The sequence below is a fragment of the Pseudomonas hormoni genome (assembly GCF_018502625.1).
Lineage (GTDB): Bacteria > Pseudomonadota > Gammaproteobacteria > Pseudomonadales > Pseudomonadaceae > Aquipseudomonas > Aquipseudomonas hormoni.
Genome location: NZ_CP075566.1, coordinates 4,839,239 through 4,860,034, shown reverse-complemented (window position 1 = coordinate 4,860,034; position 20,796 = coordinate 4,839,239). Strand labels below are relative to the sequence as shown.

The 20,796-nt window shown below is 59.4% G+C and carries 14 protein-coding genes; 6 read left to right on the top strand and 8 right to left on the bottom strand.

What is annotated here, in order from left to right:
- Positions 1 to 38: 38 nt before the first annotated feature.
- Positions 39 to 455, bottom strand: a complete 417-nt coding sequence (mscL, locus tag KJF94_RS22610) for a large-conductance mechanosensitive channel protein MscL (protein WP_214378924.1) — start codon at positions 453 to 455, stop codon at positions 39 to 41.
- Between the two features lie 663 nt (positions 456 to 1,118).
- Between mscL and radA the strand changes: the two genes are divergently transcribed.
- Positions 1,119 to 2,486, top strand: coding sequence for a DNA repair protein RadA (gene radA, locus KJF94_RS22605; RefSeq protein ID WP_008040321.1), 1,368 nt, complete (start codon positions 1,119 to 1,121; stop codon positions 2,484 to 2,486).
- 94 nt (positions 2,487 to 2,580) lie between these two features.
- On the opposite strand, the gene KJF94_RS22600 is transcribed toward radA, so the two are convergent.
- Entirely contained in the window at positions 2,581 to 2,949 is a 369-nt protein-coding gene (locus KJF94_RS22600) for a PilZ domain-containing protein (protein WP_214378922.1), read from the bottom strand.
- A 159-nt stretch (positions 2,950 to 3,108) separates the two neighbouring features.
- Here KJF94_RS22600 and KJF94_RS22595 point away from each other — a divergent pair, with 159 nt between their 5' ends.
- The 3 genes from KJF94_RS22595 to yjiA all read left to right on the top strand — a co-directional run bounded on the left by KJF94_RS22595 (position 3,109) and on the right by yjiA (position 6,523).
- Positions 3,109 to 5,175, top strand: a complete 2,067-nt coding sequence (locus KJF94_RS22595; RefSeq protein ID WP_214378920.1) for a carbon starvation CstA family protein — start codon at positions 3,109 to 3,111, stop codon at positions 5,173 to 5,175.
- Between the two features lie 15 nt (positions 5,176 to 5,190).
- On the top strand, positions 5,191 to 5,388 hold the full coding sequence (locus KJF94_RS22590) for a YbdD/YjiX family protein (protein WP_007895266.1): 198 nt from the start codon (positions 5,191 to 5,193) through the stop codon (positions 5,386 to 5,388).
- Positions 5,389 to 5,551: 163 nt separating this feature from the next.
- Positions 5,552 to 6,523, top strand: coding sequence for a GTPase (gene yjiA, locus KJF94_RS22585; protein WP_214378918.1), 972 nt, complete (start codon positions 5,552 to 5,554; stop codon positions 6,521 to 6,523).
- Between the two features lie 329 nt (positions 6,524 to 6,852).
- Here yjiA and glyA read toward each other — a convergent pair whose 3' ends face one another.
- Both glyA and KJF94_RS22575 read right to left on the bottom strand, forming a co-directional pair.
- On the bottom strand, positions 6,853 to 8,106 hold the full coding sequence (gene glyA / locus KJF94_RS22580) for a serine hydroxymethyltransferase (RefSeq protein ID WP_017340875.1): 1,254 nt from the start codon (positions 8,104 to 8,106) through the stop codon (positions 6,853 to 6,855).
- 235 nt (positions 8,107 to 8,341) lie between these two features.
- Complete coding sequence (locus tag KJF94_RS22575; RefSeq protein WP_214378916.1) at positions 8,342 to 12,190, bottom strand: sensor domain-containing protein; 3,849 nt, start codon at positions 12,188 to 12,190, stop codon at positions 8,342 to 8,344.
- Between the two features lie 283 nt (positions 12,191 to 12,473).
- Between KJF94_RS22575 and ettA the strand changes: the two genes are divergently transcribed.
- Positions 12,474 to 14,138: an energy-dependent translational throttle protein EttA gene (gene ettA / locus KJF94_RS22570; protein ID WP_214378914.1), complete on the top strand. Its 1,665-nt coding sequence runs from the start codon at positions 12,474 to 12,476 to the stop codon at positions 14,136 to 14,138.
- 167 nt (positions 14,139 to 14,305) lie between these two features.
- On the opposite strand, the gene KJF94_RS22565 is transcribed toward ettA, so the two are convergent.
- The 4 genes from KJF94_RS22565 to KJF94_RS22550 form a co-directional block, all read right to left on the bottom strand.
- Positions 14,306 to 14,800, bottom strand: a complete 495-nt coding sequence (locus KJF94_RS22565; protein WP_214378912.1) for a GreA/GreB family elongation factor — start codon at positions 14,798 to 14,800, stop codon at positions 14,306 to 14,308.
- Between the two features lie 70 nt (positions 14,801 to 14,870).
- On the bottom strand, positions 14,871 to 15,227 hold the full coding sequence (locus KJF94_RS22560; RefSeq protein WP_214378910.1) for a hypothetical protein: 357 nt from the start codon (positions 15,225 to 15,227) through the stop codon (positions 14,871 to 14,873).
- 223 nt (positions 15,228 to 15,450) lie between these two features.
- A complete protein-coding gene (locus tag KJF94_RS22555; RefSeq protein ID WP_214378908.1) occupies positions 15,451 to 17,304 on the bottom strand; it encodes an Lnb N-terminal periplasmic domain-containing protein in 1,854 nt (617 codons plus the stop codon).
- 95 nt (positions 17,305 to 17,399) lie between these two features.
- On the bottom strand, positions 17,400 to 17,888 hold the full coding sequence (locus KJF94_RS22550; RefSeq protein WP_017340868.1) for a DUF3015 domain-containing protein: 489 nt from the start codon (positions 17,886 to 17,888) through the stop codon (positions 17,400 to 17,402).
- 277 nt (positions 17,889 to 18,165) lie between these two features.
- Here KJF94_RS22550 and KJF94_RS22545 point away from each other — a divergent pair, with 277 nt between their 5' ends.
- Positions 18,166 to 20,604: a Lon protease family protein gene (locus tag KJF94_RS22545; RefSeq protein WP_214378906.1), complete on the top strand. Its 2,439-nt coding sequence runs from the start codon at positions 18,166 to 18,168 to the stop codon at positions 20,602 to 20,604.
- Positions 20,605 to 20,796: the final 192 nt, after the last annotated feature.

Below are 20,796 nucleotides of genomic sequence, written 5' to 3'. Positions count from 1 at the left end.
AACGGCGCCCCAAAGGCGCCGTTCTTGAATGCATCACGTCACTCAGGCCGATTGTTCTGGGCCTTCAGCAGATCGCGAATCTCCTCCAGCAACTCTTCTTCCTTGGTTGGAACAGGCGGCAGTGTTGGCGCAACAGCCTCTTCGCGCTTCAAGCGGTTGATGGCTTTGACGCCCATGAAGATCGCGAACGCGACGATGATGAAGTCGATCATGCTCTGGATGAATTTGCCGTACGCCAGCACCACCGCGGGGATATCCCCATTGGCTGCCTTGAGCGTAATGGCCAGGTCACTGAAATCCACCCCACCGATCAACAGGCCGATTGGCGGCATCACCACGTCGCCGACAAACGACGAAACGATCTTGCCGAAGGCGGCGCCGATGATGATGCCGACGGCCATGTCGACCACATTGCCCTTGACCGCGAAGGCCTTGAACTCATTTATCACGCCCATAGGTTATTTCCTTGTTACAGATGAGGTTGGTAGCGCAGTGTAAATCAGTCAAAGGCTTCTCGCCCGAAACAACTGCTTACAGAGCGTGCCTGCAATCGACCGGGTCATCGGGAAAAAGTTTACAAAACGCCATCATGCCTGCGCGATTTCTCCGTACTATCCCATCATTCGAGGGCATGCTCTATTGGCGCCAACGCATTCTGCCCGTCACTCATTCACTGCTGGCTATCGCAAGTGAGGAGCGCTTGAAAGTTTGAAAGGGGAGCAGTGAATTTGATGTTGGCTTGTTGCAAGGAATAATATGGATGCAGGGATTTTACATTGTTAGTTCGATTGTATAGGGTGTTTTCGGATAAGTTGTGCATGCCACTAAATCGCCAGTAAGTTGATGTGCCAGGTTGAGCTATTGCTTGTGGGTATTATGTTGTACGTTCTCCTGTCGAGATATAAAAGGTTTGTACAGTTTTTGTTTTTTATTGATTGATACGATCCGGATCTGGATTGGACTGTCGATGCGCAAAGTTGTACAGATTCTGTAGGGCTGTCACTCGAAGGCTACGTTTCTGACAATCGAATAAGTTACGGCTGAAGTTTCATTGGGCAACTGCTTCGCGCCGATCCAGTCCAGCTGAGCTATCATCGCGTTTTTTGCCGGGAGTTCAGATGGCCAAGGCCAAACGCATGTACGGCTGCACCGAGTGCGGCTCGACGTTCCCCAAGTGGGCAGGCCAGTGCGGCGAGTGCGGGGCCTGGAATACCTTGACCGAAACCATGGTCGAAAGCGGCGGTGCTGCGGCCCCCAGCGGTCGCACCGGCTGGACCGGCCAACAGGCGCAGATCAAGACCCTGGCCGAAGTCAGCGTCGAAGAAATCCCACGCTTTTCCACCGCTTCCAGTGAGCTTGATCGAGTCTTGGGCGGTGGTCTGGTGGATGGCTCGGTGGTGCTGATCGGCGGTGACCCCGGCATCGGCAAATCAACCATCCTGTTGCAAACCTTGTGCAACCTCGCCAAAAGCATGCCGGCGCTGTATGTCACCGGCGAAGAGTCCCAGCAACAGGTGGCCATGCGCGCGCGGCGTCTGGGATTACCGCAGGATCAACTGCGCGTCATGACCGAAACCTGCATCGAAACCATCATCGCCACTGCCCGGGTCGAAAAGCCCAAGGTCATGGTGATCGACTCGATCCAAACGATCTTCACCGAACAACTGCAATCGGCACCGGGCGGCGTGTCCCAGGTTCGGGAGAGCGCGGCATTGCTGGTGCGCTACGCCAAGCAGAGCGGCACGGCGATTTTCCTGGTCGGCCACGTGACGAAAGAGGGCGCATTGGCCGGGCCGCGAGTGCTTGAGCACATGGTCGACACTGTGCTGTATTTCGAGGGCGAATCCGATGGTCGCTTGCGTTTGCTGCGGGCGGTGAAAAACCGTTTCGGCGCGGTCAACGAACTGGGCGTGTTCGGCATGACCGACAAGGGTCTGAAGGAAGTCTCCAATCCGTCAGCGATTTTTCTGACGCGTGCTCAGGAAGAAGTACCGGGCAGTGTGGTCATGGCGACGTGGGAAGGGACTCGACCGATGCTGGTAGAGGTTCAGGCTTTGGTGGATGACAGCCATCTGGCCAACCCGCGTCGGGTCACACTGGGGCTGGATCAGAATCGTCTGGCGATGTTGCTGGCGGTGCTGCACCGTCACGGCGGCATTCCGACACACGATCAGGACGTGTTTCTCAACGTGGTGGGTGGCGTGAAGGTGTTGGAAACCGCTTCCGACCTGGCGCTGATGGCGGCGGTCATGTCCAGTTTACGTAACCGGCCATTGCCCCATGATCTGCTGGTGTTCGGCGAAGTCGGTTTGTCTGGTGAGGTGCGCCCGGTGCCGAGCGGTCAGGAGCGTTTGAAAGAAGCCGCCAAGCACGGCTTCAAACGGGCCATCGTGCCAAAAGGCAATGCGCCGAAGGAGGCGCCACCGGGGTTGCAGATTATTGCCGTGACCCGTCTGGAACAGGCACTCGACGCGTTGTTCGAATAAACCAAATCCCTTTGTAGGAGCCGGCTTGCTGGCGATGGGCCTAGCGTTGTTCTTAAGGCCGCCTTCGCCAGCAAGCCGGCTCCTACAATGGTGTTCACACTTCTATAAGCGCGCCAAGCTCCCGCTCCAGCTCCTGCGGATCACCCAGATTGAGTTCAATCAACCGCCGCAGGCGTTCAATGGATTCCAGACTGATGTGTTTGCAGACGAACCCGAGCTGGCCGTGGTCATCGTGGGTCAACATCACATCCATCTTGATCTCGACGTCTTCGTTCAAATGAATATCAACCAGGAAATGCCAGTCTGGATTACCCAGCCATGGCTCTGGCTTCTCGATCAGCAGTCCCTTGAGGGACAAGTCGATCAGCTTCACAGGCCAGATAAATTCCCCTTGGCTCAGCTCGGTTCGGGCATCGAACGCAATTCGTTTGAAGCGGCGGCGATCGGCAGGGTGTTCGCTCATGGCGCAATCCTCTGAATGTCCGCTGACTATAGACCCGCATTGTCAAAGCCTGCCAGCCAGCACAAGCGTCTCGACCAATGTCGGGGTATGGCCTTTGCCGTCAGGAGAGCTAAACTCGGGGTGGCTGTCTTTCTTGTCCACCCTGGCTGGAATCATAAAATGAAAAATAATAATAGCCTGGCACGCCACCTACCCTGGCTGCTGCTGGCAATCGTGGGAGCGTGCGCCCTTGGCGTAGTGGCATTGCGCCGAGGCGAGGCGATCAACGCCTTGTGGATTGTGGTCGCTGCCGTGGCCATTTATCTGGTTGCGTACCGTTACTACAGTCTGTTCATCGCTAACAATGTGATGCAACTCGATTCGCGACGGGCCACCCCCGCCGTGCTCAACAACGATGGTCTGGACTACGTCCCTACCAACAAACACATTCTCTTCGGTCACCACTTCGCTGCCATCGCTGGCGCGGGGCCGCTGGTCGGTCCGGTATTGGCGGCGCAGATGGGCTATTTGCCTGGCACGCTGTGGCTGATTGCCGGCGTGGTGCTGGCCGGTGCGGTTCAGGACTTCATGGTTCTGTTCATGTCCACCCGCCGCAATGGCCGTTCACTCGGTGACATGGTCCGTGAAGAAATGGGCCGCATCCCCGGCACCATCGCGCTGTTTGGCTGCTTCCTGATCATGATCATCATCCTCGCGGTGCTGGCGCTGATCGTGGTCAAGGCCCTGGCCGAAAGCCCGTGGGGCATTTTCACGGTGATGGCGACCATCCCGATCGCGATGTTCATGGGCATCTACATGCGCTACATCCGCCCGGGCCGCATTGGCGAAATCTCCGTGGTCGGCGTATTGCTGCTGCTTGGGTCGATCTGGCTGGGCGGGCAGATTGCCGCCGATCCGGTGTGGGCCAAGGCGTTCAGTTTCACCGGCGTGCAGATTACCTGGATGCTGGTCGGTTACGGTTTCGTGGCCGCCTCGTTACCGGTCTGGCTGATTCTGGCGCCGCGTGACTACCTCTCCACGTTCCTGAAAATCGGTACCATCGTCGCGTTGGCGATCGGCATCCTGATCACCATGCCAGAGCTGAAAATGCCGGCATTGACCCAGTTCGTCGATGGCACCGGCCCGGTGTGGAAGGGCGGTCTGTTCCCGTTCCTGTTCATCACCATCGCCTGTGGCGCGGTCTCGGGTTTCCACGCGCTGATCTCCTCCGGCACCACGCCGAAACTGCTGGATAACGAGGTCAACGCCCGTTACATCGGTTACGGCGCCATGCTGATGGAATCCTTCGTGGCCATCATGGCGATGGTTGCCGCGTCGGTGATCGAGCCTGGCGTGTATTTCGCCATGAACAGCCCTGCTGCTGTCGTTGGCGGTGATGTGATGGCTGTGGCGCAAACGGTCAGCAGCTGGGGCTTTGCAATCACCCCGGAAGCGCTGCAAGCGGTGGCCAAGGACATCGGTGAAACCACCATTCTGGCTCGCGCCGGCGGTGCGCCAACCCTGGCGGTCGGTATCGCGCAAATCCTGCACAGTGTGTTGCCGGGTGAAAACACCATGGCGTTCTGGTACCACTTCGCGATCCTGTTCGAAGCGCTGTTCATCCTGACCGCAGTAGACGCCGGCACCCGTGCCGGACGCTTCATGCTCCAGGATTTGCTCGGCTCCTTCGTGCCGGCGCTGAAACGCACCGAATCCTGGACCGCCAACCTGATCGCCACCGCCGGTTGTGTGGCGATGTGGGGCTGGTTGCTGTATCAGGGCGTGATCGATCCGCTGGGCGGCATCAACACCTTGTGGCCGCTGTTCGGTATCTCCAATCAGATGCTGGCCGGTATCGCGCTGATGCTCGGCACCGTCGTGCTGATCAAAATGAAACGCCAACGCTACGTCTGGGTGACCATGCTGCCCGCTGTATGGCTGCTGATCTGCACCACCACGGCGGGCTTCATCAAGCTGTTCGACGCCAACCCGGCGATCGGCTTCCTGTCGCTGGCGAAGAAATACAGCGATGCGCTGGCCAACGGTCAGATCCTCGCCCCGGCCAAGGACATCACTCAGATGCAACACGTGATCTTCAACGCCTACACCAACGCAACGCTGACGGCGCTGTTCCTGTTCGTGGTCTTCAGTATCCTGTTCTATGCGCTCAAGGTCGGTATTTCCGCCTGGGGCACCAAGGAGCGTACGGATAAAGAAGCACCGTTCCAGGCGCTGCCGGATGCGTAAATCGAGGAATGCAGCATGTTCAATGACCTGAGTCGCCTCGGTAAATACCTCGGTCAGGCTGCGCGCCTGATGGTCGGCATGCCCGACTACGACAACTACGTCGAGCACATGCAGACCAAACACCCGGACAAACCGGTGATGAGCTACGAGATGTTCTTCCGGGAGCGTCAGGAAGCCCGTTACGGTGGCAAGGGTGGGCCGAAGTGCTGTTGACCCGGTTGTCGGGTTAACAGCTATTCCTGTGGGAGCTAGCCTGCTAGCGATGGCGGCTGAACATTCAACATCACTGTTGATTGACAGTCCGCCATCGCCAGCAGGCTAGCTCCCACATTTATTTTGTGTTGATACTTTAATTTTGTGAAACAGGAGACTCCAGTTGTCCTCTCCCATCCCTGTCACGATCCTCAGCGGCTTCCTCGGCGCCGGCAAGACCACGCTGCTGCGTCACCTGCTCAAAACCGAGCACGGCCTGAAAATCGCCGTGATCGAAAACGAATTCAGCGACGCCGGCATCGACACCCAACTGTTGGGTGATGAGCCGGTGCAAGTGATGACGCTGTCCAACGGCTGCGTCTGCTGCACCATCCACACCGACCTGACCAAGGCGCTGTACCTGTTGCTCGAGCGCCTGGACAGCGGTGAAATCGCCTTCGACCGTCTGGTGATCGAGTGCACCGGCCTGGCCGATCCGGCACCCGTGGCACAGACCTTTTTCATCGACGAAGAACTGCGCGAGCGGTACATCCTCGATGGCATCATTACCTTGGTCGACGCGGCGCACGCAGACACTCATCTGACCCAAACCATCGCCCAGGCACAGATCGGTTTCGCCGACCGCTTGCTGGTGAGCAAGCGCGATCTGGTGGACGAGCCAACCTTCACCGCGTTAAGCGAACGCCTGACCCGCATCAACCGTCGCGCGCCCATCCGCGTGGTCGACCACGGCAAGATCGACCTCGCCGAATTGCTTGACGTGCGTGGTTTCAATCTCAATGCCGACCTCGGTGGCGGCGTGAGTTTGCGCCCGGTCAGCAAGGCGCCTTCCATCGACCGCATTTCCAGCCTGGTGCTGCGCACTGACAAGCCGCTGGATATCGACAAGCTCAGCGAGTTCATGAACGAACTGCTGGAAGAGCATGGCAAGCAACTGCTGCGCTACAAAGGCGTGCTGAACATCCTTGGTGAGCCGCGGCGCATGGTGTTTCAGGGGGTTCTGAAGCTGTATGGATTCGACTGGGATACGGAGTGGGCGGACGGCGAGGCGCGTGAAAGCGTGATCGTATTTATTGCTGATGATTTGCCGGAAGAGAAGATTCGCGAAGGGTTTTCGCGGGTGGCAGCTGGTTAATATACCTGCGTCAGAGATTACGCCATCGCGAGCAAGCCCGCTCCCACAGGGGCTGTGGTGGTTACGGAATCCATAAACACCAGAGATCGCTGTAGGAGCGAGCTTACTCGCGAGGGTCTTTAACGAAAACGCGTGTTTACTGGCTAAACGCGGCGCTCTTGAGTCCATCGCGAGCAAGCTCGCTCCTACAAATTAGGGCTTGCCTGCGATGGCGATCTACCCGGCAGGCGTTCGCCAAACCGGTTGCTGCCTGATCCACTCAAAACCCGGACGAAAAAAAACCGGCCATCACTGGCCGGTTTTTTTATGACTGCGGTTCAGCGCTGCAATTAAGCGCCGTACACCGGCAGCTTCTTGCAGATGGCCTTGACCTTCTCACGAACGGCGTCGATCACCGCTTCGTTGTTCAGGTCAGCCAGGATGTCGCAGATCCAGCCGGCCAGCTCTTTGCACTCTGCTTCCTTGAAGCCGCGAGTGGTTACAGCCGGAGTACCGAAGCGCAGACCGGAAGTAACGAACGGGGAGCGTGGGTCGTTTGGCACGGAGTTCTTGTTCACGGTGATGAACGCTTTGCCCAGAGCGGCGTCAGCGTCTTTACCGGAGATTTCCTGCTTGATCAGCGACAGCAGGAACAGGTGGTTCTCTGTACCGCCGGAAACCACGTCAAAACCGCGCTCGATGAACACGCTGGCCATGGCCTGGGCGTTTTTCACCACTTGTTGCTGGTAGGCCTTGAACTCAGGCTGCAGCGCTTCCTTGAAGCAGATCGCCTTGGCGGCGATCACGTGCTCCAGCGGGCCACCCTGGGCGCCCGGGAATACCGCGGAGTTCAGCTTCTTCTCGATGTCGGCGTTGGCGCGAGCCAGGATCAAACCGCCACGTGGACCGCGCAGGGTCTTGTGGGTGGTGGTGGTCACGACGTCAGCGAAAGGCACCGGGTTCGGGTAGACGCCAGCGGCGACCAGACCGGCCACGTGGGCCATGTCGACGAACAGGTAGGCGCCCACCTTGTCAGCGATTTCGCGGAAGCGCGGGAAGTCCAGGATCTGCGAGTAGGCAGAGAAACCAGCCACGATCATTTTCGGCTTGTGCTCAACCGCCAGACGCTCGACTTCGTCGTAGTCGATCAGGCCATTGGCGTCGATGCCGTACTGAACGGCGTTGTACAGCTTGCCGGAGGAAGAAACGCTGGCACCGTGGGTCAAGTGACCGCCATGGGCCAGGCTCATGCCCAGGATAGTGTCGCCTGCTTGCAGCAAGGCCAGGTAAACGGCGCTGTTGGCTTGCGAACCGGCGTGCGGCTGAACGTTGGCGTAATCGGCGCCGAACAGCTCCTTGGCGCGGTCGATGGCCAGTTGCTCGACGATGTCGACGAACTCGCAACCACCGTAGTAGCGCTTGCCCGGGTAACCTTCGGCGTACTTGTTGGTCAGTACCGAGCCTTGAGCTTCCATCACCGCAGGGCTGGTGTAGTTTTCCGAAGCGATCAGCTCAATGTGCTCTTCCTGGCGCTGAGCTTCTTGCTCCATGGCGGCAAAGAGATCGGCGTCGTACTTGGCAATAGTCAAATCACGGCTGAACATGGCGGTCCTCAAGGATCGGGGCAGAAAAGGGGGGCATTCTAACCCAATGGGTTTTAGATGGCATATGAAAGGAGATCATGTCGCAGACAAGTGGGCTTCATGACGGGATCAGCGGTGAATGTGCCGGCCTGTGGCGAGGGAGCTTGCTCCCGCTGGGCAGCGAAGCGGCCCCAAAAATCTTGTGAGCGCTGCGCACTCAAGCGGGAGCAAGCTCCCTCGCTACAATAATTGCGCTTCAGTCGAACATGAAGAGCGCATCATTACTGAACTGCGCTTCAAACCGGCCCGCCGGCATCGGACGCCCGAACAGATACCCCTGAACCTCATCGCAGCCATGCTCACGCAGGAAGTCCAGCTGCTCATGGGTTTCCACGCCCTCGGCGATCACCGCCAGGTTCAGGCTGTGGGCCATGGCGATGATCGCCCGGGCAATCTGTGCGTCCTGCTCACCTGACGGCAATCCGTCGACAAAGGTGCGATCGATTTTCAGCACGTCGATCGGGAATTGCTTGAGGTAGTTCAGCGACGAGTAACCCGTGCCGAAGTCATCGACGGCAATGCTCAGCCCCAGATTTTTCAGCCCGGCGAGAATCTGCATCGCCTCGCTGACTTCGCGCATCAAAATACTTTCGGTCAGTTCCAGCTCCAGACACGCCGGCGGCAGGCCGGTTTCCTTGAGGATGGTGGCGATCCGCGTGCCGAGCTGGCCATCGGAGAACTGCCGCGCGGAGATGTTCACCGACACCTTCGGCACCCGCACCTTGGCCTGATGCCAGGTCTTGAGCTGACGGCAGGCCTCGCTGATCACCCAGTCGCCGACATCCACCACCAGCCCAAGCTCTTCGAGTACGGGAATGAAGTCCCCCGGCGGCACCAGCCCGCGACGCGGATGACGCCAGCGCAACAAGGCTTCGGCGCCGGTCAGGCGTTTGCCGTCGCCACTGAACTGCGGCTGGTAGTACAGAACGAATTCGTTTTGCTCCAGGGCATGGCGCAGGTCGCTTTCCAGCTCCAGGCGCTCCAGGGCGCTGGCGTTCATGTCGGCCTGATAAAACTGGAAGTTGTTCTTGCCGCGCTCCTTGGCGTGGTACATCGCGGTGTCGGCGTTCTTCATCAACTGACTGAGTTCGTTGCCGTCCTGCGGGCTCAGGGCGATGCCGATACTGGCGGTGACGAAAAACTCTCGGCCTTCGAGCACGAATGGTTTCACGAGGCTGGCGAGGATCTGCTCCGCCACGTGAATCGCCCGGTTCAGAGCGATTTCCCGGTTGATGCGCGGTTGCAGCAGCAAGGTGAATTCGTCGCCCCCCATGCGCGCGACGGTGTCGTCATCGTCGACGCAACCGAGCAGGCGCGTGGCCATTTCCTTGAGCATGCGATCGCCGGCGGCGTGGCCCAGGGAGTCGTTGATCGGTTTGAAACGGTCCAGGTCGAGGAACATCAGCACCACCCAGGATTTCTGCCGTTCCGCCGATTGCAGCGCGGTATGCAGGCGATCCTGGAACAGCGTGCGATTGGGCAGGTGGGTCAGGGCATCGTAATAGGCGAGGCGGTGAATCCGTTGTTCGCTGGCCTTACGCTCGCTGATGTCGCTGAAGAAGCACACGTAACTGGCCAGATCGCCTTCGTCGTCGAGCACCGCCGTGATGCCGACCCACGCCGGGTAATGCTCGCCATTGCGCCGCTTGAGCCAGACTTCGCCTTCCCAGGTGCTGTGCTGATTCAATTGCTTGAGCACATAGCGCAGATGCGCTTCCTGCTGCTCGTCGACGGTCAGCATGTTCGGCAACTGGTCGAGCACTTGCTCCACCGCATAGCCGCTCACGCGACTGAACGCTTCGTTGGCCTGGACAATATAGCCCGCCGGGTCGGTGATCAGGATCGCCGACGTCGAGTGTTCGAATACCGTAGCCGCCATGCGCAGGTCTTTCTCGGCGCGGCGTTGCTGGCTAATGTCGCGACCGACACCGAGCACGCCTTCGAAGGCGCCGTGCTCGTCCCAGACCAGCACCAGACGCAACTCGATAGGAATCTTGCGCCCGTCGGCCCGCAGGCAATCGAAGAGGAACAGCTGGGTTTGCACCTGGTTGCGCAGCAGCGCCAGTTGCTCGGGTTTGTCCAGCGCCTTGCTGACGCGGTCCATCAGGCCGTAGATGCCGGACAATTGCTGAGGATTGGCAATGGTCGTCTGCCAGCCGTTCTGGAAGATCCAGTCGGCGTCGTAGCCCAGCACGGCCTGCACCGACGGGCTGACATAGTTGAGCGAGAGCTTGCTGTCGGTGGAGAAGATCACGTCGCTGATGCTTTCGGCGAGCATCCGGTAACGCTGCTCGCTGTCGCGCAGGGACTCGCTGGCTTCGATCTGCTCGGTGATGTCCTTGGCCACACCGATGATCCGCGTGACCTGTTCATGCTTGTCCCGCGCCAGCGCCTGCTCACGAATGTCGAAACGCCGCCAGTTACCGTCCCGGTGACGGAAGCGCAGCTGGCATTGCAGCAATTGGGTGTAGCCCGCGTGACGCTGGGTCTGGCGCGAACGGTGGTAGTAGTCGGCATCTTCGGGGTGCAGGAGGATTTCCCAGAAGTACTCGCCCATCTGGTGCAGCTCGGTGCGGTCGTAGCCGAGCGTCTGGCCCAGGTGGTGGTTGCTGAAGATCATGCGCTGGCTGATCACGTCCTGCACGTACAGGTGATCCGGCACCGTGCGCACCACATCGGACCAGAACCCTTCACGCTCGAGCAGCGACAGTTCGATGAGTTTGCGGCTGGTGATGTCGCTGATGCTCAGGATCACCGCTTTATAGTCATCCTGGTTTTCCGGCAGGCGCAGCACCAGCCACAAGTGCTGGTCGCGGCCATTGGCGTCCGGGAGTTTTATCTCCAGCTCAAGCTGTTTCTGCTGGTTGAGCACCGCGTCGAGCACTTGATTGCCGATGGCGGTGCCGTCCAGCGGATTGCCCTCGATCAGCAGTTTCCAGGCTTGTTCGCAGGTGTTGACGTTGAGCAGTTGCAGGGCAACCTGGTTGACCTCGGTGATGCGCAGTTCCTGCAGCAATTGATGCCTTTGTTCGGCAGATTCCAGCCAGCCACGCAGTTGTTCGCTGCTGTGCAACCGGGCTTTGTCGAACGCATGCTTGAGTCCCGACACGTCAAGTACACACAGCGCGACGCCGGTGCCTTCGAAAATATCCTGGTAGCGTCGACGACCTTCAGTCACCTGGCGCTGACGGCGGCGCATGTTCAGCAAAGCAATCAGCGGCAGCAGGGAGAGCGCCAGCCCCAACAGGCACTTGCCGATGAACGCCGGCAACAGTTCTTCAATCACGCGTTTACGGTCGAACAAACCGCGCAATTGCCAGTCGCTGCTGCTCAGGGGAACCGTCAGCACGCTGTTGGCCACATCGTCTTCGGTCAGTTCGCTCGGCTTGGCCAAGGGCAGCGATTCATCGCGGCTGATGACCTGGTGATTGAAGCGGTTTTCCACCAGCCACATTGGGCGGATACCGGTTTCGTTCTGTTGGGTCAGTGACGAGAAAAAGGTCGGCTTCAAACGCAGGGCCCAGTAGCCACGAGTGCTGCCGCTGGCCTGATGCAGCAGCAAGTGCACCATCGAACCGTTATCGGCGTTGCTGAAATAGTGGGCCTGGGCACGGCTGTGACGAACCAGCTCGGCGAGGTAGTCAGCGTCTTCGCTGTCGGCGGCGCTGTCACTGAGGATTTTGCCGGAGGGACTCAACAACGCGAGGCTGAGCAGGTCGGGCAAGGATTTTTGCAGCTTGCGAAGCAGCTCCTGCTGTTCGTCGGCGCTTTGTGGCTGTTCGACGATCGGTAGCAGGTTGAGGGCGATCTGCGCGTTGAGCGACATGTTCAGGCTGACTTGCGCAGCCAGATCGGCGGTGTAGTCGATGGTGTACTGGCGCTGGTTTTTCTGGGTTTCATGCAGTTGATCCAGCAGTTGCCAGAACAGCAGGGCGAGCAGCAACAGCACGAGTGCCGCCAACGCACCCTTCAAGGTTCCGCGCAGGGGGGAGCCAGGCGCAACAGTCGGCGCACGGGGGATCAGGGGCGGAGTGACATTGGACAAACTGTAATCCTGCGGTTTGGCTGGACTGGCGCGACGTGCACTATAAGCCGGACGCCCGGAGGGCGGCTAGCATGCCTTGAGTTGTGGCAAAGTGCCAGTCCCTCCCGGCTGGACTGCCTCTCGTCATTCAGGTAGCTTTGCCTGTTACGCGGGAGCGTTCCAGCTCCTAGAATCAGGTTTTTTCAGCGCGCAGCATTGATACCTGTCAATCGTCGACGCGCACGGCCTGGCCGGGCATCGCCCGCGCTCCAATCATTCATCTGTCACTGACCCAAGGTTCTCCATGGCTCAATACGTCTTCACCATGCATCGGCTGGGCAAAGTTGTTCCGCCGAAGCGGGAAATCCTGAAAAACATTTCGCTGTCCTTTTTCCCAGGCGCCAAGATCGGCGTGCTCGGCCTTAACGGTTCGGGTAAATCCACGCTGCTGAAAATCATGGCTGGCGTCGACACCGAGTTCGAGGGCGAAGCCCGTCCGATGCCGGAGCTGAACATCGGCTACCTGCCGCAAGAGCCGATCCTGGACCCGACCAAAACCGTGCGTGAAGTGGTCGAGGAAGCGGTCAGCGTGATCAAGAACGCCCAGGCGCGCCTGGACGAGGTCTACGCGGCTTACGCTGATGAAGATGCCGACTTCGACAAACTGGCCGCCGAACAGGCCAAGCTCGAAGCCATCCTGCAAGCCAGCGACGGTCACAACCTGGATCGTCAACTGGAAGTTGCCGCCGATGCGCTGCGTCTGCCGGCCTGGGACGCCAAGGTCGAATTCCTCTCCGGTGGTGAAAAGCGTCGTGTGGCCCTTTGCCGCCTGCTGCTGTCCGCCCCCGACATGCTGCTGCTCGACGAACCGACCAACCACCTGGACGCCGACTCCGTCGCCTGGCTGGAGCATTTCCTCCACGACTTCCCGGGCACTGTTGTTGCGATCACGCACGACCGTTACTTCCTGGACAACGTCGCTGGCTGGATCCTTGAGCTCGACCGCGGCGCCGGTATCCCTTACGAGGGCAACTACTCCGGTTGGCTCGAAGCCAAGTCCGACCGTCTGGCGGCTGAATCCAAGTCGCAGTCGGCTCACGAAAAAGCCATGAAGGAAGAACTGGAGTGGGTGCGCAAAGGCGCCAAGGCCCGCCAGTCGAAATCCAAGGCTCGTCTGCAACGCTTCGAAGAAATGCAATCGCAGGAATTCCAGAAGCGTTCGGAAACCAACGAGATCTACATCCCGGCCGGTCCACGCCTGGGCGACAAGGTCATCGAGTTCAAGAACGTTTCCAAGGGCTACGGCGATCGCGTGTTGATCGACAACCTGTCGTTCTCTATGCCTAAAGGCGCCATCGTTGGCGTGATCGGCGGTAACGGCGCGGGTAAATCCACCCTGTTCCGCATGCTGATGGGCAAGGAACAACCGGATTCGGGCAGCATCGAAGTCGGGGAAACCGTGCAACTGGCCTGTGTCGATCAGAGCCGTGAAGATCTGGATGGCAGCAAGACCGTGTTCCAGCAAATCTCCGACGGTTCGGATCAGATCCGCATCGGCAACTACGAGATTCCGTCGCGTACCTACGTCGGTCGCTTCAACTTCAAGGGCGGCGATCAGCAGAAGTTCGTCAAGGACCTGTCCGGTGGTGAGCGCGGTCGCTTGCACCTGGCCCTGACCCTGAAGGAGGGCGGTAACGTCCTGCTGCTCGACGAACCGTCCAACGACCTCGACGTTGAAACCCTGCGTTCCCTGGAAGAAGCCCTGCTGGACTTCCCGGGCGCCGCCATTGTGATCTCTCACGATCGGTGGTTCCTTGACCGCGTCGCGACCCACATCCTGGCGTACGAAGACGACTCGCAAGCGGTGTTCTTCGAAGGCAACTACTCCGAGTACGAAGCCGATCGTAAAAAACGCCTCGGCGAAGCGGCTGCCCAGCCCCATCGGGTACGGCACAAGAAACTGGCCTGATTTCAGGTTGGTTGCATGAAAAACGGAGCCCTCGGGGGCTCCGTTTTTTTATGGGCTTCAGTTACACCGCGGCGCGACCATCGCTAGCAGGCTAGCTCCCACAGGGGTTATGTGATCGATACTAATCAACTGTGGGAGCTAGCCTGCTAGCGATGGCGGACTGAAGATCACTCGATCTCTACGCTCAGAACCTCGATCACCAAATCCCCCACCGGCCGCTTCCACACCACTTCATCGCCCACCTGTGCGCCCAGCAATGCCCGCCCCAGCGGCGAGCCCCAATTGATCAGCCCGCTCGCGGCATTCGCCTGATCCTCGCCCACCAACTGCACGCGTTGTTCGTTGCCCTGTTCATCGGCAAAGGTTACCCAGGCGCCGATCTGCACTTTGTTGGTCGAGGAGGCCGGTACGACTAACTGAGCGCTTTGCAGGCGCTGATTGAAATACCGCCAGTCGCGCTCAAGGTCGGCCTGGCGCTGTTTGTCCGCCAGTTCACCCTTCGCACTCTGTTCATTGAGCAGGTTTTGCACCTCGGCGACTTTCGCCTGAAGCTGCGCCAGGCCAGCAGGCGTGACGTAATTGGGCTGCGCGCTGACCTGCCGTTCGACTGGCTGATCGGCTTGTGCAGCAGCGTTATCTTCATTGACGAAGGCGCGACTCATGGTTTTCTCCCGTTATAGGGTTTGGGCCATGGTCACTGTCTTTTAGTTTCGGCGCATGTCTGGAAGCGACTCATTGCGAGCGAAACGCACGGGCTGCGCCCTGGTCTTTCTGTTGCTGCCAGGCTCTTTCACGCTCGTCCCAATGGTGGCTGCGATAGTCCTCGCGGTCTTCGCTTTCGCGCATGGCCTGGCATTGGCGGAAACCATCGCTCCATCCTTCGGCGTATTGCTTGTCCTTGAGATAACGCGGCACGTTCTTGCGAAACTCACCGGTGATCGCCCCGGCAGCTTGCCGGCCACTGCTGCAGCCGTCGTCGAAACCATCGGCGAAGGCCGGTGGATAACCCTTGGCGATCAGGTCTTCGTGGGTCGTCTCGCAGCCCGCGATCAACATCAACACAGCCACCACACCCACACAACGCCACATCTCGGACTCCCGGCCGTGCAACGGCCTATGGGAGAAGTCTAGGGGCGGATTCGTGAGGTGATTGTGAAAAGCCCGTGATTAATCCGTTGGGTGACGACTATCCCCCTGTGGGAGCTAGCCTGCTAGCGAAGGCGGTGTATCAGCCAACGTTGATGTCGACTGACACTCCGCCATCGCCGGCAAGCCGGTCTCGCTCCCACAGGGGAACCGCGGTGATGCTGAGTCAGTAGTGATACCACTTCACCTCAAGCATCACTTCGTTTTCCGGGGAGGCGAGGTGGCTGAATTCACGCTGGGCGCTCAGGCGCAAACCGAGGTTGCGCGACAATTCCCACTGCTGATTCAGACTCACGCTACGACGCACTTCGCCATTGGTGAAGAAATCGCCTTTGGCTTCAAGGCTGAAATTGCCCAGCGGGTTCTTCCACAGCACGCCGCTGTTGAAACCTGCCGCCGGCGCGATGAAACCGGCGAAGTCATTGTTGTGCTCAACGCGCACCGTGCCCAAGGCAAAACCGAGCATGTCCTCGCTCAACTGCCAGGTGCCGCCGCCACCGCCGTTGACGTGGCTGACCAAGGTTTCATCGTCATGTTTGCCCGGCACCCGCTCAAGGCCTCCCGTGACTTGCCACGACAGCGGTTGCAGCAGCTCGTTGCGCGGTGTCAGGGAGCGAATGGTCGCCAGATCCAGTTGCTGCAACTGCCATTGATTGCCTTCGTACTGGCGCAGTTTCATCTGCAGGATTTCAATCTGCGCGCCGAGGGGAAAGCTTTCCGAGTTGTCGTTGAGGTCGTGATAGGCCATGCGCAGGCCATATTCACCAAACGCCTTGTCGCCCCGGGTGCCGATGCCGGCCTGCCAGGTGCGGGATTCATGGCCGTCCTCTGGCAGGCCGGGTTGCGGAATGTCCAGCTCGGGGGGCGGGTTCTGGTTGATCGCCCGCAGCAATTCGAAACTGCGTTGCGCCCGTTGCGGGTCGCGCTCCTGGCCGTTGGCACGGTAGCGTTCGAGTCGGTAAGCCGCGTCGATGATCAGCGCCTGGCGCGCGCGTGGTAGCACCTTGAACGCAGGTTCCTGCAATTGTTTCTGGTCGGCGCTGACTTTCAGCACCCACTGCTGTTCTTCATCAGTCAGCGGCTCGGCGCGGCTCAGCAGCTCACGCTCGCGAGACGGACGGTATTGAATGGATTCCACCAGGCCTGCTTCTTTCACGGCTTTGACGGTGTCGGTTGGAATTGCGGTCAACGGGAATTGTTCGGTCAGTCGCAGGCTCGGGCGCGCTACCTGCAAGAGCTCCAGCAGGCGATAGGAGCAGTTTTCGTCGAAGAAGAAATAGTCGAACTGGATCTGCTTGAGCTCCCAGACATGCTCGACCATGCGTTCGGTTTCTTGCTGCGTCAGGTTCAGTCGGTATTCCCACAGGTCACGGTTCTCGAGGCTGCGATATTCCGAGAGTTTCTCCTGATACGGCACGAGCGCGAACAGGCCCGGATAGCCGCCCATCAAGCCTTTCCAGGCGTACAGGATGCTGTTGTCCGAGCCTTCGATGTAGGCGCCGAAGTTGATCGCGTAGCTGAGCAGCGCCGTCTTGTCGCTCTGCACACCCGCCTGATCGATGCGCAGCAGGGTGTGGCCGAACATCGATGACGGGCTGTTCAGATACGCCGCCGGGAAAATCATCACCGCGCTGTGGGGTGAGACATCCTTGAACCATTGCTTGAACTCGGCGCAGTCCAGGGGTGGCAGATCGGTCAGATTGAGTTGTGCTTTCAGCCAACGAGTACGCGCCGGGTAGACGCATTGTGCGTGTTGCTCACCGGCAGTGGCCGGGGCGTACAGCGCTTGCACGGTGGCGGCCAGTTCACGGTCGGGATGTTCATTGCCGTCGGGCGCCAGAAAGAACTTCCTGTCGCTGACATAGCTGCGCCAGCCGCCCAGCTTGGCGGTTTCGTAATGACCGAGGGAAATCCAGAAGGGGTCATTGGCCAGTTGCTGCAAACGTTGATTGTCGATGTGTGGCGCGGCGGACAGCGGGGCGCAGACACAGAGCGCCAACCAGGCAAGGCGTTTGAGCATAGTGGGCAACTTAGAAATTCGAGAATAAAGACCCAAAGAAAGGGGCAGGTCCAAAAAATAAAACCCGCTCCCCGAAAGGAACGGGCGGGTCGAGCTTAAGCTTGAGTGGCGTACTTGGCCAGACGCGGATCGCTCTTCAGAACGGCCAGGGTGTTGGTATGCACGTCGTCAGCGGTCACGTCAGCCTTGCTGAAGATCTGCTGGAAGTGCTCATGAGTGACGGCGGCGAAGTGCGCACGGTCTTCCGGCGCCACGCCCAGTACCACGGCGTAAGTGGTCAGCGCTTCGCCCTGACCCTTGGCCATGTCTTCGGACAGCTCGTTCATCATGCCATTCATGGCAATCCAGGATTTGCCGCCATAGGTCAGCGACGCATTAGTCGAGCAACCGTTGGTACCGGAGGTCATACCGAAGGTTGCGTTGCCGGAAGTGCCGTTGGTGGTGGATGCCAGGAAGTGAGCCGGGGTGCCACGCTGACCTTCGAACAGCATGTTGCCCCAGCCGCAATCCGGGCCGCCTGGCGCCTGAGCCATGGCATTGAGGGATACAGCGGTGAAGAGAGTACCGAGAAGAATCCGTTTCATAGCTTTGTTCTCTTTTATGTGCATACCAATGGACAAGGGGTCTGGCCCGATCTGGCGCCAGTGGGCCGGTTATTGTTCCAGCCGCGCAGTTTGGAGTTTAGGCACGTTCCAAGGGTTCCGTGACATTTTGCGAAATATTCGTTGAAAACGTTGATTTAGACCCGGTCCGCCTGGGGATAACCGTTTAGCTATGCTTTGGCTAAAGGCGCGCCTTGCCAGTGGGGTATGGGCAGCGCCAGAATGCCGCTATCTGCCCCGCCTGATGTAAGGAAGCCCGATGCCTGATCCTGTTGCTGCCAGCTTGCGTCTAGCGCCCGAAGCGCTGACCCGTCCGTTTTCCGCTGAACAGTTCAGCTTCTCTACCACCAATGATCTGGAGCCTTTCCGCGGTGTGCTTGGCCAGGAACGTGCGGTCGAAGCCTTGCAGTTCGGTGTGGCCATGCCACGCCCCGGTTACAACGTATTCGTCATGGGCGAGCCTGGCACCGGCCGGTTTTCGTTCGTCAAACGCTACCTGAAGGCCGAGGGCAAACGCCTGCAAACCCCGGCGGACTGGGTCTACGTCAACAATTTCGATGAGCCCCGCGAGCCTCGCGCCCTGGAGTTGCCCTCGGGCACCGCTGGCGCGTTCATCGGTGATATCAACGCGTTGATCGACAACCTGCTGGCGACTTTTCCGGCTGTGTTCGAACACCCGTCCTACCAGCAGAAGAAAAGCGCCATCGACCGCGCTTTCAACCAGCGCTACGACAAGGCGCTGGACATCATCGAGCGCCTGGCGCTGGAGAAAGAAGTCGCGCTTTACCGCGATGCCAGCAACATCGCCTTTACCCCGATGAGTGAAGGCAAGGCATTGGATGAAGCGGAATTCGCCCAGTTGCCGGAAGCCGATCGCGAGCGTTTTCACGAAGACATTTCCGGTCTGGAAGAGCGCTTGAACGAAGAGCTCGCCAGCCTGCCGCAATGGAAGCGTGAGTCGAGCAATCAACTGCGCCACCTCAACGAAGAAACCATCACCCTGGCTTTGCAGCCGTTGTTGTCGCCGCTGTCGGAGAAATACGCCGAGAACGCGGCGGTGTGCGGCTACCTGCAGGCGATGCAGGTTTATCTGCTGAAAACCGTGGTCGAGCAACTGGTGGACGACAGCAAAGCCGACGCCGTTGCCCGCAAGATGCTGGAAGAGCAATACGCGCCGAGTCTGGTGGTCGGTCATTCGTCCAGCGGCGGTGCGCCGGTGGTGTTCGAACCGCACCCGACTTACGAAAACCTGTTTGGCCGCATCGAATACAGCACCGATCAGGGCGCGCTCTACACGACTTATCGTCAACTGCGCCCGGGCGCGCTGCACCGCGCCAACGGCGGTTTCCTGATCCTTGAAGCGGAAAAAATGCTCAGCGAGCCATTCGTGTGGGATGCGCTCAAACGCGCCCTGCAATCGCGCAAGCTGAAAATGGAATCGCCGTTGGGTGAGCTGGGTCGCCTGGCCACCGTGACCCTGACACCGCAACACATTCCGTTGCAGGTCAAAGTCGTCATCATCGGCGCCCGGCAGCTGTATTACACGCTGCAAGACCTTGATCCGGACTTCCAGGAGATGTTCCGCGTCCTGGTGGATTTCGACGAAGACATCCCGATGGTCGACGAGAGCCTGGAACAGTTCGCCCAGCTACTGAAAACCCGCACCTCCGAGGAAGGCATGGCGCCGCTGACCGCCGACGCGGTGGCGCGCCTGGCGACGTACAGCGCGCGTCTGGCTGAGCATCAGGGACGTTTGTCGGCGCGGATCGGAGACCTGTTCCAACTGGTCAGCGAGGCGGATTTCATTCGTCAGCTGGCGGGCGACGAAATGACCGACGCCGGGCACATCGAGCGTGCGCTCAAGGCCAAGGCCACTCGCACCGGGCGCGTTTCGGCGCGAATTCTCGATGACATGCTGGCCGGGATCATCCTGATCGACACCGATGGCGCGGCGGTCGGCAAGTGCAACGGGCTGACGGTGCTGGAGGTCGGTGACTCGGCGTTCGGTGTGCCAGCGCGGATTTCCGCCACGGTCTATCCGGGCGGCAGCGGCATTGTCGACATCGAGCGCGAAGTTAACCTCGGCCAGCCGATTCACTCCAAAGGCGTGATGATCCTCACCGGGTATCTGGGCAGCCGTTACGCTCAGGAATTCCCGCTGGCGATTTCCGCAAGCATCGCGCTAGAGCAATCCTACGGTTACGTCGATGGCGACAGTGCGTCGCTGGGTGAGGCGTGCACGTTGATTTCGGCCTTGTCGAAAACGCCGCTCAAGCAGTGCTTTGCAATCACCGGTTCGATCAACCAGTTCGGTGAAGTGCAGGCGGTGGGCGGGGTCAACGAGAAGATCGAAGGCTTCTTCCGCCTCTGCGAAGCTCGCGGGCTGACCGGTGAGCAGGGGGCGATCATTCCTCAGGCCAACGTGGCCACGCTGATGCTGGACGAGAAGGTGTTGGCGGCGGTGCGTGCGGGGCAATTCCATGTCTACGCAGTGCGTCAGGCCGATGAGGCGTTGAGCCTGTTGGTCGGCGAGCCCGCCGGTGCGCCGGATGAGAATGGCGAGTTCCCTGAAGGCAGCGTGAATGCGCGGGTGGTGGAACGCTTGCGGGTGATTGCGGAAATGATCAGCGAAGAAGACCTGAAAGAAGCCGAGAAAGAAGCAGCGCAGGAAGCGCTGGTCGAAGCAAAACCGGCCTGACACAAACACCTGTAGGAGCCGAGCTTGCTCGCGATGACAGACTGACAATCAACATCTCTGTTGACTGAAAGTCCGCTATCGCGAGCAAGCTCGGCTCCTACGGGTTTTAGGGGTGATCAAAAGTGCCATCACTCTGACGTCAACATTCACACAATGACCATTCGGCGCCTTCTGGTCTCAGTTGACGTGCTG

What these genes read in the sequence shown, in the direction of transcription:
- glyA (WP_017340875.1), bottom strand. Translation starts at nt 8,106, where the DNA reads ATGTTCAGCCGTGATTTGACTATTGCCAAGTACGACGCCGATCTCTTT.
- KJF94_RS22565 (WP_214378912.1), bottom strand. Translation starts at nt 14,800, where the DNA reads ATGAGTCGCGCCTTCGTCAATGAAGATAACGCTGCTGCACAAGCCGAT.
- mscL (WP_214378924.1), bottom strand. Translation starts at nt 455, where the DNA reads ATGGGCGTGATAAATGAGTTCAAGGCCTTCGCGGTCAAGGGCAATGTG.
- KJF94_RS22555 (WP_214378908.1), bottom strand. Translation starts at nt 17,304, where the DNA reads ATGCTCAAACGCCTTGCCTGGTTGGCGCTCTGTGTCTGCGCCCCGCTG.
- ettA (WP_214378914.1), top strand. Translation starts at nt 12,474, where the DNA reads ATGGCTCAATACGTCTTCACCATGCATCGGCTGGGCAAAGTTGTTCCG.
- radA (WP_008040321.1), top strand. Translation starts at nt 1,119, where the DNA reads ATGGCCAAGGCCAAACGCATGTACGGCTGCACCGAGTGCGGCTCGACG.
- KJF94_RS22600 (WP_214378922.1), bottom strand. Translation starts at nt 2,949, where the DNA reads ATGAGCGAACACCCTGCCGATCGCCGCCGCTTCAAACGAATTGCGTTC.
- KJF94_RS22595 (WP_214378920.1), top strand. Translation starts at nt 3,109, where the DNA reads ATGAAAAATAATAATAGCCTGGCACGCCACCTACCCTGGCTGCTGCTG.
- KJF94_RS22545 (WP_214378906.1), top strand. Translation starts at nt 18,166, where the DNA reads ATGCCTGATCCTGTTGCTGCCAGCTTGCGTCTAGCGCCCGAAGCGCTG.
- KJF94_RS22550 (WP_017340868.1), bottom strand. Translation starts at nt 17,888, where the DNA reads ATGAAACGGATTCTTCTCGGTACTCTCTTCACCGCTGTATCCCTCAAT.
- KJF94_RS22590 (WP_007895266.1), top strand. Translation starts at nt 5,191, where the DNA reads ATGTTCAATGACCTGAGTCGCCTCGGTAAATACCTCGGTCAGGCTGCG.
- KJF94_RS22560 (WP_214378910.1), bottom strand. Translation starts at nt 15,227, where the DNA reads ATGTGGCGTTGTGTGGGTGTGGTGGCTGTGTTGATGTTGATCGCGGGC.